This window comes from Amycolatopsis sacchari, from assembly GCF_900114035.1.
GTDB classification, from domain to species: domain Bacteria; phylum Actinomycetota; class Actinomycetes; order Mycobacteriales; family Pseudonocardiaceae; genus Amycolatopsis_E; species Amycolatopsis_E sacchari.
Window position 1 is genome coordinate 191,677 of sequence record NZ_FORP01000009.1, and the last position, 12,080, is coordinate 203,756.

Genomic DNA, 12,080 nt, shown 5'->3' on the forward strand with positions numbered 1-12,080 from the left:
GGTATCCCAGACAGATGGGCAGCAGCAGCGACGTTCCCGCGCTCCGGCGCGGGCTGGCGGTGCTCGGCGCGCTGGCGCGACGGGCGGGTCCGGCGTCGGCGGCCACGATCGCGCGGGAGCTGGGCCTGCCCCGGTCGACGACCTACCACCTGCTGGCCGAGCTGGAAGCCGCCGGTTTCGTCGTGCACCTGCCTGCCGAGCGCCGCTACGGCCTGGGGATCGCGGCGTTCGAGCTGGGTTCGGCCTACCTGCGGCACGATCCGCTGGAGCGGCTGGCGGGGCCGGTGTTGCGCAAGCTCGTCGACCGCGTGGGGCACACCGCGCAGCTGGGCGTGCTGCACGGCAACGAGCTGGTCTACCTGCTGAAGGAGCGGCCCGCGCGCCCGGAGACGCTGGTGACGGACGTCGGCGTGCGCATCCCCGCGCACCTGCCCGCGTCCGGCCGGGCCATGCTCGCGCACCTCCCGGCCGCGCACGTCCGAGCGCTGTTCCCGCGGGCGGACGCGTTCGTGCTCCGCACGGATCGGGGCCCGCGGAACCTCGCCGAGCTGCGCCGGTCGCTCGCGGTGGAGCGGCGGCGGGGCTGGGCGGTGGAGGACGGGTTCGTGACGCCCGGGTTCGCGTCGGTGGCGTATCCGGTGTTCGACCACGGGGGCCGCCCGATGGCGGCGATCAGCGTGACGCTGCGGCACCACTGCCCTGACGAGGCGGTGGTGTGCGGGCGGGATTGGCCGGAGGTCGCGGACGAGGTGCGCCTCGCGGCCGGGGAGCTGACCAGCCGCATCGGCGGTCGCCCCTGACGTCAGATCAGTTGCTTGCCCTGCTCGGCGTGCAGGCCGAGCATCTCGAGCAGCTCGGCGCACTCCGCGGCGTCGTTCGAATGTCCCGCGACGGTGCGGGCGGCGCGGCTCTCCTGCTCGTCACGGAGGACCTTCTCCTCGGCGCGTACACCCGCGAGCCAGCCCCGTTCGAGGGCGTCTTCGGCGTTGCTCGCACGGCTTACCCGGGCCATCTGGCACCTACTTCCGGCTCAGCACAGACCGTGGCGAATTCGCCACGTTCGGAGCAAGCATCGCAGGCGCGGGGCGGGGGCGTCCAGTTTCGCTCCGCTCCGTCACACGAAGGCAACACGACGGAAAACCGCTCGCCGGACATTGTGCATTCGGATTGCACATCCGAGCGGTTAGCGGATCCGGATATCGTAGGATGCCCGCCGTGACACTCAGGGGCGAAATGCCACGGCGCGCCGACGCCGCACGCAACCGCGAACACGTGCTCGGGATAGCGCGTGCCCAGGTGGCGTCCGGGGACGACTCGCTCCAGCTGAACACGATCGCGCGACTGGCCGGCGTAGGTGTCGGCACGGTGTACCGCCATTTCCCGACGCGGCAGGCACTACTGGAGGCCCTAGCGGCGGAGCCGCTGTCCGAACTGGCTGAACGAGCCGAAACCGCGGCCACCGACGCCGATTCCGAGGCCGCACTGCACGAATTGTTACGCTATGCGCTCAACCGAATACTGAGGGATTCGTGCCTGGCGGCGGTTCTGGAATCGGCGGAGCTCGAAGACCCGGCGGTGGAAAAACTCAAGAACCGTTTCGACAAAGCGCTGTCGGCACTGCTGCGCGCGGGAAAACGGGAGAACCGCATCCGGAAGGACGTGCGTCCGGCGGACATCCGCAGCCTGCTCTGCGGCGTCGCCCACGCCCTCCAGGCGTCCCCGCACACCCCCAAGCACGCGCGGCAGTACCTGCAGATCCTGACGGCAGGCCTGGCCCCCAGCTGAGCCGGCGGGTGTTACCGAACGCTGACCGGCACCGGGCACCCGTCCTCGCTTGACCGAGCTGGTTCAAACCTCTGCGCCCTGACCAACCGCACCCCCACCCAACGCCCCCAGAAAACACGCCGAAACAAGAACGGCGAGCGCTCTGCGCGAGCACTCGCCGTCCACTTGTGGAGGTGCCGGGAATTGAACCCGGGTCCTCTGGCGCCTCACCAAGGCTTCTCCGTGCGCAGTCCGCTATGCCTCTACTCGGCCCCACCGGTCACGCGAACAAGCCGGTGTGACGGGCCCAGCCGCTGTTTGCTTCCCTTCCGGGCCCCGCGGCCGAACCCGGAAGGTGAGCCTCCTAGCTGATGCCGGCGAACCGGGACGGAGGCACTCCCGGGCCGACAGACACGCACTCGCTCAGGCGGCGAGGGCGTAGTCGCGCTGACTATTCGTCTTGGCGCTTATTTGGTTACGGCGACGCTTAACGGTGGTCTCTCGCCTGCACCGGCACGCTTCCCCTGACTCAACGTCCAGAGTCGAAACCGTTCACCCCCTAGCTGGTGGTTCACAACCCACTCAGTCTAACGCCCCCGGCAACCCGGTTTGTTCCCCTGGGGTAGGGCTTCCCCTACCCGCAGGATGCCCGGCTTCCCCCTGGTGACCGCCCCCGGCGCCGCCGCATGCTGGTCGGTGTCACCAGTCGGAGGGAACACCATGACGTCGGCATCCTCGGTCGAGGACGGGAGCAGGCCGTACCCGTCCATCGCCGGCTCCCTGCTCTACCTGCTGCTCAACCTGCCACTGGGCATCGCCGGCTTCGTCGGCGTGACCACCCTCGCCGCGGTGGGCCTGACGACGGCGGTCGTCTGGATCGGGGTGCCGGTGCTGGCGTTGCTGGTGCTGGGCTCCCGCGCGGCCGCCCAGTTCGAGCGGGCGCGGGCGCACGCCCTGCTCGGCACCTACGTCGTGTCGCCGTACCGGCCGCTGCCCGGCACCGGCTGGCGGCTGCGGTGGCGGACGCGCGTGCTCGACGGCGCCACGTGGCGGGACATGGGCTACTTCGTGCTGCTGTTGCCGCTCGGGCTGGCCGAGTTCGTCCCGCTGGTGGTGACGTGGGCGGCCGGGCTGGGCCTGACGGCGCTTCCCATCTACTTCCGCTACCTGCCGAACGCCGCGTTCATCACGTTCGACGGCACCCACCACGTGGTCATCGACTCGACCGTCGACGCGCTGCCGTGGGCCGCACTGGGGCTCGCGGTGCTGGCGCTCGCGATCGCGATGACCCGGGCGCTGGGGGTGGCGCACGCGAGGCTGGTGCGGGTGCTGCTCGGGCCGGGACCGCGCGCCCGCCGCATCGCCGAAGAGCCCATCGGCGCGGTGGCATGATGACCGCCATGTCCGACGAACGGGCGCCGTTGGAGCAGCCCCGCCCCAAGGCCGTCCGCACGATCGCCTACTTCATCACCGGTTTCCCGCTGCACCTCGTGCAGTTCGTGCTGACCGTGGTGCTGCTGGGCGTCGGCCTCGCGACCGTGGTGATCTGGGTGGGCATCCCGCTGCTGATGTTCACCACGAGCATGGTGCGCGGGTTCGGCGACCTGGAACGCCGCTACGTCCGCCGGATGCTGGACTCGCCGCTGCCGCCGGTGGAGCGCGCCCCGGCCGAGGGCGGCGTGCTCCGGCGCTGGCGGTACCGCCTGGTGGACCCGACCACGTGGCGGGACCTCGGGTACGTCCTGGCGGCGCTCCCGTTGAGCGCCGTCGAGTTCGCCGTCGGGCTCGCGTCGATCATCCTGCTGCCGATGGCGATCTGGGTGGCGCCGTGGATCGGCTGGGCCCACGGTTCGCTCGCGCTCGCGCTGCTCGGCCCGAACCGCGCGAAGCGGCTCGAAGCGAAGGCCCAGCGCCTGCAGGCGTCCCGGGCGCGTGGCGTGGACGCGGCGGAGGCGGAGCGGCGCCGGATCGAGCGCGACCTGCACGACGGGGCGCAGCAACGGCTCGTGTCGGTCGCGATGAGCCTCGGGCGCGCGAAGAACAAGTTCGACAAGGACCCCGAAGCCGTGCGTGAGCTGATCGCCGAGGCCCACACCGACGCGAAGCTCGCGGTGGCGGAGCTGCGAGACCTGGCCCGCGGCATCTACCCGGCGGTGCTGGGCGACCGCGGCCTCGACGCGGCGTTGTCGGCGCAGGCGGCGAAATCGCCGATCCCCGTCGACGTGGAGGTGGACGTCGACCCGCGCCCGCCGGCCGCGGTCGAGACCACCGCGTACTTCATCGTGGGCGAGACGCTCACCAACATCGCGAAGCACTCGGGCGCTACGGAAGCGAGCGTCAAAGTGTGGCGCACCGACGAGAAGGTCGTCGTCGAGATCACCGACAACGGGCACGGCGGCGCCGAAATCCGGCCGGGTGGCGGCCTCGCCGGGCTCGCCGACCGGGCCGCGACGATCGACGGCGTGGTGACCGTGGTCAGCCCCGAAGGTGGTCCGACGGTGATCAGGGCCGACCTGCCCTGTGCCTGGTGAGCGCAGCATGAGTGAATAGCCCCGGAGAGATTTCCGGACCTCTTGGGGGCTGCACATGCGGGTGGTGCTCGCCGAGGACGCCGTCCTCCTGCGTGCGGGGGTACAGCGGCTGCTCGCGGACGAGGACATCGAGACGGTCGCGGCGGTGGACAACGGGGACGACCTGGTCCGCGCCGCGACCGAGCACAAGCCGGACCTGGCGATCGTGGACGTGCGGATGCCGCCGACGTTCACCGACGAGGGCCTGCGCGCGGCGCTGGCGGCCCGCGAGGCCCTGCCGGGGCTGCCGGTGCTGGTGCTGTCGCAGTACGTCGAGGAGAGCTACGCGGTCGAACTGCTGTCCGGCGGCGCGGGCGGTGTGGGATACCTGCTCAAGGAGCGGGTCGCGGACGTCGCCGAGTTCCTGGACGCGGTCCGCCGGGTAGCCAGGGGCGGCACGGCGATCGACCCGGAGGTCATCGCCCAGCTGATGGCCCGCGGCCGCCGCAACCCGCTCGACGCGCTGACCCCGCGCGAGTCCGAGGTGCTGGGCCTGATGGCGCAGGGCCTGTCGAACACCGCGATCGGCAGCACGCTCGTCGTGTCGCAGGGCGCGGTCGAAAAGCACATCGGCAACATCTTCGCCAAGCTCGGCCTCGAAGCCAGCGCGGAGGAACACCGGCGGGTACGCGCGGTCTTGACCTACCTGGGCCGCGCCTGAGGAACTCACCCGATCCGACGGCGGCAAACCCCCGCTCGCTCCCCTACCATGGGCGGACGTCGCTGTGCTCGATCAACCGGAAAGGGGCACGATGACCGAGGTGAGCGTCCGCTTCTTCGGCGGGCCCCTGGACGGCCGGGTGCAACCGCTCGGCGACACCGAACCCGTCTCGGGCACGCTGATGAGGCACGTCCACCTGCACGACGGGCCGAAGATCGAAACCCACTACCGGCTCGGCTACACGCCGGAGACCGGCTGGGAGTACCGGCTGTGCGGGCTGGCCACCGAGGTCGACGAGACCTGAGGTAGGGCTTTCCCCACCTCTGCCCCTGGCCCTCGCCCGACCGGGAAACGGCGGCTGACCTGGCTGTTCCCGCGCCCGCTTTCCAGCAGGCTGCTGGACATGCAGACATCCCAGCGGGACACCTTCCTCGACGTCCTCCGCGCCGGCGCGATCCTCGCGGTGATCTCCCAGCACTGGCTCATGCCCGTGCTGAGCTACCACGACGGGCGCCTCGCGACGGGGAACGCGCTCGCCACTCCCGGCTGGGCGATCTTGACCTGGTTGTCAAACGTGATGCCACTTGTTTTCTTCGCCGGCGGGGCGGCCAACCACCTGTCACTGGCGCGCGCCGCCTCGTCCCGCGACTGGCTGGGTGCGCGACTCGGCCGCCTGCTGCTGCCGGTGCTGCCGCTCGCCGCCGTGTGGCTGGCCGCACCGGCGCTGCTGCGTGATCTCGGGGCGCCGGAGCAACCGGTCGAGGTGGCCGGCGCGATCGCCGGGCAGCTGCTGTGGTTCCTCGCGGTGTACCTGCTGACCGTGGTCGCGACGCCGCTGATGGCCGCCGCCCACCGCCGGTGGGGGCTGGCGGTGCCCGCCGCGCTCGGGGTCGCGGCCGTGCTCGTGGACGTCGTGCGCTTCGAAGGCTTCGGCATCGTCGGCTACGCCAACGCCGTGTTCGTGTGGCTGGCCGTGCACCAGCTCGGGTTCGCCTACGTGGACGGCAAGCTGGGCCGGCTGGAGCGGAAGCCCGCGCTCGCACTGGCCGCCGCCGGGTTCGGCGTCACCGCGCTGGCGGTCGCGTTCGGTCCGTACCCGATGAGCATGATCGGCATGCCGGGCGCGCCGGTGTCGAACATGAGCCCGCCGTCCGCGGTCCTGCTGAGCGTCACCGTCGGACAGCTCGGGCTCGCCCTCGCGTTCCGCCCGCAGCTGCGGGCGTTCGCCGCACGCCCGTCGGCCGCCGCGGCGCTGGGGTGGATCAACCGCCGGTTCATGAGCGTCTACCTGTGGCACATGCCCGCACTGGTGGTCGTGGCGGGGATCAGCGTCCTCGGCTTCGGCTACGCGACCCCGGAACCGGGCAGCCTGCGCTGGCTCGCCGCCGCCCCGGTGTGGTTCGCCGCGGCCGCTGCCGTGCTCCTGGTGCTGCTGCGCGTGTTCGCCCGCTTCGAGACCCGGCGCCTCCCGGCGGGCCCGCCCGCGCCGGCGCCCCAGCTCGTCGGAGCCGCCCTGCTCGGTTCGGCGGGACTGCTCGGCCTCGCCGCACGCGGGTTCACCACCCCGCTCGGCGGCGGGGTGCTGGCCAGTGCACTGCCCTGGGTGGCGCTCGTGCTCGCGGCGACCGCGGTGGCGACCCGCCGCACGCCGGTGCTGGTCAGAGGCTGAGCAACCGGGCCGGGGTGTCGTGCAGGACGGCCCGCAGGAAGTCCGTTCCGAGGCGATCGTCGGCCGCCCAGCCGGCGATCGCCCTCAGCTGCGTGGCGTAGGAGTAGGGGATGTTCGGGAAGTCGGTGCCCAGCGCCACGCGGTCGGCGATCCCGGCGAGGCGGTCGAGCCAGTTCCCGGGCAGGGGCATGAGTTTCTCGCTGAACGGCACGCCGACCATCGTCGTGTCGATGTGCACACGCGGGTACCGCTCCACGAGGTCGAACGCGGCTTCGTAGTCGGGCATCCCGGCGTGTGCGAGCACGGCGACGAGCCGCGGGTGCCGCGCCAGGACCTCGCCGAACACGTCGAGCCCGGTGTACGGCCCGCGCTCGGGCCCGTGCCCGGCGTGCACGACGACGGGCACCCCGGCGTCGGAGATCGCACCCCACACCGGGTCCAGCAGCTCGTCACGCGGGTCGTACGCACCGACCTGGACGTGTGCCTTGAAGCAGCGGACCCCCGCCCGCAGAGCGTCGTCCACATAGGACGCCGCCGACGGTTCGGGGAAGAACGTCGCGGTCCGCACCGCGGCGGGCACGCGTTCGGCGAACTCGGCGAGCCACCCGTTCAGCCACTCGGCCATCCCGGGCTTGTGCGGGTACGCCAGCGGCGCGTACCGGACCACACCGAACGATTCGAGCAACGCGATCCGGTCGTCCTCGGGCTGCCGGTACCAGATGGGCCACGCCGCGCCCACCCGCTCCTCGACGCGGTCGAAATAGGCCCAGACCTTGGTCAGCATCCGCTCGGGCAGGAAGTGCAGGTGCAGGTCGACCAGCCCGTCGAGCCCGAGCGAGCGCACCCACCCCGCGATGTCCTCGTCGCGCTCGGGCCCCGGTGCCGTCAACGGCGCCCCTTCAGCGCCCGTCCCATCGCGCGCGTCATCTCACGCTGGGCGTCCCGCTTCGCGAGCGCCTGCCGCTTGTCGTAGGACTTCTTGCCCTTCGCGAGCGCGAGTTCGACCTTGACCTTGCCGTCCTTGAAGTACAGCGACAGCGGGACCAGGCTCAGCCCGCTCTCCTTCGTCTTGCCGATCAGCTTCTCGATCTCGCCGCGGTGCAGCAGCAGCTTCCGGTGCCGGCGCGCCTCGTGGTTGGTCCACGTGCCGTGCTCGTACTCCGGGATGTGCAGGTTGCGCAGCCAGACCTCGCCGTCGTCCACGGTGGCGAACGAGTCCACGAGCGACGCGCGGCCCGCGCGCAGGCTCTTCACCTCGGTGCCCATCAGCGCGATCCCGGCCTCGTAGGTGTCCAGCACCTCGTAGTCGTGCCGCGCCCTGCGGTTCGACGCGATCACCTTCTGGCCACGTTCTTTGGGCATAACGACCAGTCTAATGGCGAACGTAGAGCCGCAGCGTCACATAACCCGTCGTGGCCGAGATGATGATCGACGCGAGCAGCAGCCACGGCGCCGTGACGATGATGTCCAGCACCTCGATCTTCGGGATGATGCCCGAGGTCACGCCCAGGATCCGGTCGAGGAACGCGTACTTCAGCCCGATCAGCCCGCCGACGGACAGCACCCAGCCGACGATGCCGGTCATCACCGCCTCGAGCAGGAACGGCAGCTGCGTGTACCACCGCGTGGCGCCGACCAGGCGCATGATGCCGACCTCCGTGCGGCGCGTGAACGCCGAGATCTGCACGGTGTTGGAGATCAGCAGGAGCGCGGCGAGCGCCTGGACGAGCGCGACGACGAACGTCACGTCCCGGACGGCGCCGAGCAGGCCGAAGAAGCGGTCCAGGAACTGCTTCTGGTCCTCGATGCGGTCGACGCCGGGCTGCTTGCCGTACTGCTGGCTGATGATCTCGCTGCGGCTCGGGTCGTGCAGCTTGATCTGCAGCGACGCCGGCAGCGCCTCGGGCCGCGCGGACTGCACCAGGATCGGGTTGTCCTGGAAGATCCTCTTGAACCGCTCGTAGGCCTGGTCGCGGTTCTCGAACACCACCGACTCGACGGCCGGGTTGTTCTGGACGTCCTGCCGCAGGCTCCGGCACGGGTCGGCCGAGCAGTCCTTGTCGTTCGCGCTGACGTCCTGCGTCAGGTAGATCGACACCTCGACGTCGGCCATGTAGTCGACCTGCATCTTGTCGATCGTGCGCACGACCAGCAGACCGCCGCCGAGCATGCCGAGCGAGACCGCGGTGGTGATGATCATCGCGATGGTCATCGTGATGTTCCGGCGCAGACCGGTGAAGACCTCGCTGAAGACGAAACTTGCGCGCATCGGGGATTGGGTCCTTGGGTCGGGGTCGGCTGCGGCGCGAAGCGCCTCGATCGGGGGTGGTGGTCGGGCGACGGGCGGGCTGGGACGGTAGCGGGGGAACTACCTGCCGACGCCGTACACGCCGCGGGCGTCGTCGCGGATCACCCGGCCGTACTGCAGCTCGACCACCCTCCGGCGCATCGAGTCCACGATGGAGTGGTCGTGCGTCGCCATGAGGACGGTGGTCCCGGTGCGGTTGATGCGCTCGAGCAGCAGCATGATGTCCTGGCTGGTGTCGGGGTCGAGGTTCCCGGTCGGCTCGTCGGCGAGCAGCACGAGCGGCCGGTTCACGAAGGCCCGCGCGATCGCGACGCGCTGCTGCTCACCACCGGAGAGCTCGTTGGGCATCCGGTCGGCCTTGCCGTCGAGACCGACCAGCTCCAGCACCTCGGGCACCACCTTGCGGATGGTGTGCTTCGGCTTGCCGATGACCTCGAGCGCGAACGCGACGTTGCCCGCGACGGTCTTGTTGCCCAGCAGCCGGAAGTCCTGGAAGACGCAGCCGATGGTCTGCCGCAGCCGGGGGATCCTGCGGCGGGCCATCTTGGCGACGTCGAAGTTCGACACGAAGACCCGGCCCTTGGTGGGCACCTCCTCCCGCAGCAGGAGCCGCAGGAACGTCGACTTACCGGACCCGGAGGGCCCGATCAGGAAGACGAACTCGCCTTTGTCCACGTCGACGGACACGTTCTCGAGTGCGGGACGTGTCGACGTCTTGTAAACCTTGGAGACACTGTCGAGCCGGATCACGGTGGGCCATCCTACTGGGAGGCACCGTTAAGCCCGGGTAGGCATCTGTCCCCGGTTCGGAGCAGAGGAAATCACGCGCAGTGACGTCCTCGCGCCGCTTACGCCACCGCCGCTTGCTTGCGCCAGCGGATGCCGGCCTCGAGGAAGCCGTCGATGTCGCCGTCGAGCACCGCGCTCGGGTTGCCGACCTCGTACTCGGTGCGCAGGTCCTTGACCATCTGGTACGGGTGCAGGACGTAGGAGCGCATCTGGTTGCCCCAGCTGGACCCGCTGTCCTTGAGCGCGTCGAGCTCGGCCCGCTCCTCTTCCTTCTTGCGCTGCAGCAGCTTGGCCTGCAGCACCTTGAGGGCGGCCGCCTTGTTCTGCAGCTGCGACTTCTCGTTCTGGCAGGAGACGACGATGCCGGTCGGCAGGTGCGTGATGCGCACGGCCGAGTCGGTGGTGTTGACGCTCTGCCCACCGGGGCCGGAGGAACGGAACACGTCGACCCGGATGTCCTTCTCCGGGATGTCGACGTGGTCGACCTCTTCCACTTCCGGCAGGACCTCGACGTGCGCGAAGGAGGTCTGCCTGCGGCTCTGGTTGTCGAACGGCGAGATGCGCACGAGCCGGTGGGTGCCCTGCTCGACGGACAGGGTGCCGTAGACGTAGGGCGCGCTGACCTTGAACGTGGCCGACTTGATGCCCGCCTCTTCGGCGTAGGAGATGTCGTAGACCTCGGTCGGGTAGCCGTGCCGCTCGGCCCAGCGCAGGTACATGCGCATGAGCATCTCGGCCCAGTCGGCCGCGTCGACGCCGCCCGCCTCGGAGCGGATGGTGACGACGGCGTTGCGGTCGTCGTACTCACCGGACAGGAGCGTGCGGACTTCGAGCGCGTCGACGTCCTTCGCGAGCTGTCCCAGCTCGGACTCGGCCTCGGTGCGGCTCGCGGCGTCGCCCTCGGCCTCGGCGAGCTCCCACAGGACGCTCAGGTCGTCGAGGCGCTGGCGCAGGTCGGTGACGCGGCGCAGCTCGGCCTGGCGGTGGGAGAGCTGGCTGGTGACCTTCTGGGCCGCCTCGGGGTCGTCCCAGAGGTCGGGCGCGGAGGCCTGCTGCTCCAGGTCGGCGACCTGGGCACGCAGGGCGTCCAGGTCCATGACGGCCTCGACCTGCCCCAGCTTGCCGGCGAGGTCTTTCAGGTCGGTTTCGAAGTCACCACTCACAACCCTCAAGGTTACGGCAAGCGCCACGGCCGGTTACGCCGAACCGGCCGTGGCGGCCGTAGCCTCAGGCCTGCGGGATGGCGTCGACCAGCTTGAGCGCGGCCCTGGCGTGCGCCTGGCCGAACTCGGCGACCGCCTTGACGTAGGGGTCGTCGGCGGCCTTGACGGCGGCCTTGGCCTCGTCGAGTTCCTGGCTGTAGGTCGCCCTGGCCTTCTCGATGAGCGCGGTGCGCTGCTTGGCGGTCAGCGAACCGGCGTGCACGAGCCGCAGGATGAGCGGGCTGCGCAGGTGGTCGGGGGCGGCCTCCGAGCTGAGCCAGGCCTTGAAGGCCTTCTTGCCCGCCGCGGTGATGGCGTACTGCTGGCTGGAGCGGGGACCCTGCTTGCCGAGCCGGACGAGCCCTTCCTTGGCGAGCGCGGGCAGTTCCCGGTACACCTGACTGCGCGTCACGCTGAAGAAGGCGCCGAAACGCTCCTCCGCGCTCGCGACCAGCTGTCCACCGGTCGCCGGACCGTCCTGGAGCAGACCAAGCAATGCCGCTGCTGTCGCATTCAGTTCAGACACGACACCACAGTCCCACTTTTCGCCGGATCTGTCCACAGTGGCCTCGCGCTCCGTCCACAATGGCCACTGAAATCCGCCATCCGGCCCAACCAGCGCTCCCCCACCCGCACGAAAAAGGAGACCCGGCCCATCCGGACCGGGTCTCCGTGCAGTAGCGGGGACAGGATTTGAACCTGCGACCTCTGGGTTATGAGCCCAGCGAGCTACCGAGCTGCTCCACCCCGCGCTGTAAAAACCACTATACACACCCACCCCACCCCCACACCCACCACCCCCACCCACCGTCCACACCAGACCCGCCCCCACCCACCACCCACCCACCGGCACCCGCCCACACGACCGGCACCGCGATGGGGGGCAAGGGGGCGAAGCCCCCAAGGGGGTGCAGGGGGCGGAGCCCTCCTGCCGGGGGTCTGGGGGTCCGACCCCCAGGACAAATGCGAAGGAGCCCTACATCCGCGCTTTCCGCGGACACAGGGCTCCCAAGCTCCGTAGCGGGGACAGGATTTGAACCTGCGACCTCTGGGTTATGAGCCCAGCGAGCTACCGAGCTGCTCCACCCCGCGTCGTGGCACCTAGTTTACGCCCTGG

14 protein-coding genes, 2 tRNA genes and 1 other RNA gene are annotated in these 12,080 nt (G+C 70.4%); 7 read left to right on the plus strand and 10 right to left on the minus strand.

All coding sequences use genetic code 11. The annotated features are described in order from the left end of the window. The first annotated feature begins 14 nt into the window (after nt 1-14). The gene (locus tag BMZ92_RS17700; protein ID WP_091508814.1) at nt 15-800 is read left to right on the plus strand and encodes an IclR family transcriptional regulator; all 786 of its coding nucleotides are present in this window, start codon (nt 15-17) and stop codon (nt 798-800) included. Nucleotides 801-802: 2 nt separating this feature from the next. Here the strand turns inward: BMZ92_RS17700 and BMZ92_RS17705 are convergent, their stop codons facing one another. Further along, on the minus strand, nt 803-1,012 hold the full coding sequence (locus BMZ92_RS17705) for a hypothetical protein (RefSeq protein WP_091508816.1): 210 nt from the start codon (nt 1,010-1,012) through the stop codon (nt 803-805). Nucleotides 1,013-1,215: 203 nt separating this feature from the next. Between BMZ92_RS17705 and BMZ92_RS17710 the strand changes: the two genes are divergently transcribed. After that, on the plus strand, nt 1,216-1,785 hold the full coding sequence (locus BMZ92_RS17710) for a TetR/AcrR family transcriptional regulator (protein WP_218153484.1): 570 nt from the start codon (nt 1,216-1,218) through the stop codon (nt 1,783-1,785). 165 nt (nt 1,786-1,950) lie between these two features. On the opposite strand, the gene ssrA is transcribed toward BMZ92_RS17710, so the two are convergent. Further along, nucleotides 1,951-2,324, minus strand: a transfer-messenger RNA (tmRNA) gene (gene ssrA, locus BMZ92_RS17715). A 160-nt stretch (nt 2,325-2,484) separates the two neighbouring features. Between ssrA and BMZ92_RS17720 the strand changes: the two genes are divergently transcribed. The 5 genes from BMZ92_RS17720 (at nt 2,485) to BMZ92_RS17740 (ending at nt 6,664) form a co-directional block, all read left to right on the plus strand. After that, nucleotides 2,485-3,156, plus strand: coding sequence for a sensor domain-containing protein (locus BMZ92_RS17720; protein WP_091508819.1), 672 nt, complete (start codon nt 2,485-2,487; stop codon nt 3,154-3,156). Beyond that, complete coding sequence (locus BMZ92_RS17725; RefSeq protein WP_177228746.1) at nt 3,156-4,295, plus strand: sensor histidine kinase; 1,140 nt, start codon at nt 3,156-3,158, stop codon at nt 4,293-4,295. Before BMZ92_RS17720 ends, BMZ92_RS17725 begins: the two co-directional genes overlap by 1 nt. 55 nt (nt 4,296-4,350) lie before the next feature. Beyond that, nucleotides 4,351-4,995, plus strand: coding sequence for a response regulator transcription factor (locus tag BMZ92_RS17730; protein ID WP_091508821.1), 645 nt, complete (start codon nt 4,351-4,353; stop codon nt 4,993-4,995). 91 nt (nt 4,996-5,086) lie between these two features. Beyond that, nucleotides 5,087-5,299, plus strand: coding sequence for a hypothetical protein (locus tag BMZ92_RS17735; RefSeq protein WP_091508823.1), 213 nt, complete (start codon nt 5,087-5,089; stop codon nt 5,297-5,299). Nucleotides 5,300-5,398: 99 nt separating this feature from the next. Then, nucleotides 5,399-6,664, plus strand: a complete 1,266-nt coding sequence (locus BMZ92_RS17740; protein ID WP_091508826.1) for an acyltransferase family protein — start codon at nt 5,399-5,401, stop codon at nt 6,662-6,664. On the opposite strand, the gene BMZ92_RS17745 is transcribed toward BMZ92_RS17740, so the two are convergent. The 8 genes from BMZ92_RS17745 to BMZ92_RS17780 all read right to left on the minus strand — a co-directional run bounded on the left by BMZ92_RS17745 (nt 6,654) and on the right by BMZ92_RS17780 (nt 12,055). Then, nucleotides 6,654-7,553: an amidohydrolase family protein gene (locus BMZ92_RS17745; RefSeq protein ID WP_091508828.1), complete on the minus strand. Its 900-nt coding sequence runs from the start codon at nt 7,551-7,553 to the stop codon at nt 6,654-6,656. The genes BMZ92_RS17740 and BMZ92_RS17745 overlap by 11 nt on opposite strands. After that, a complete protein-coding gene (gene smpB, locus BMZ92_RS17750; protein WP_091508831.1) occupies nt 7,550-8,026 on the minus strand; it encodes an SsrA-binding protein SmpB in 477 nt (158 codons plus the stop codon). The genes BMZ92_RS17745 and smpB overlap by 4 nt, the downstream gene beginning before the upstream one ends. 10 nt (nt 8,027-8,036) lie before the next feature. Beyond that, the gene (gene ftsX / locus BMZ92_RS17755; protein WP_091508832.1) at nt 8,037-8,933 is read right to left on the minus strand and encodes a permease-like cell division protein FtsX; all 897 of its coding nucleotides are present in this window, start codon (nt 8,931-8,933) and stop codon (nt 8,037-8,039) included. Between the two features lie 99 nt (nt 8,934-9,032). Continuing rightward, complete coding sequence (ftsE, locus tag BMZ92_RS17760; RefSeq protein WP_091508834.1) at nt 9,033-9,722, minus strand: cell division ATP-binding protein FtsE; 690 nt, start codon at nt 9,720-9,722, stop codon at nt 9,033-9,035. Between the two features lie 98 nt (nt 9,723-9,820). After that, a complete protein-coding gene (prfB, locus tag BMZ92_RS17765) occupies nt 9,821-10,924 on the minus strand; it encodes a peptide chain release factor 2 (protein WP_091508836.1) in 1,104 nt (367 codons plus the stop codon). 64 nt (nt 10,925-10,988) lie between these two features. Further along, nucleotides 10,989-11,489 carry a PadR family transcriptional regulator gene (locus BMZ92_RS17770; protein WP_177228747.1) on the minus strand — a complete coding sequence of 167 codons (501 nt, stop codon included), beginning with the start codon at nt 11,487-11,489 and terminating at the stop codon, nt 10,989-10,991. 152 nt (nt 11,490-11,641) lie between these two features. Next, a tRNA-Met gene (locus BMZ92_RS17775) sits at nt 11,642-11,715 on the minus strand. A gap of 266 nt (nt 11,716-11,981) precedes the next feature. Beyond that, a tRNA-Met gene (locus BMZ92_RS17780) sits at nt 11,982-12,055 on the minus strand. Nucleotides 12,056-12,080 lie beyond the last annotated feature (25 nt).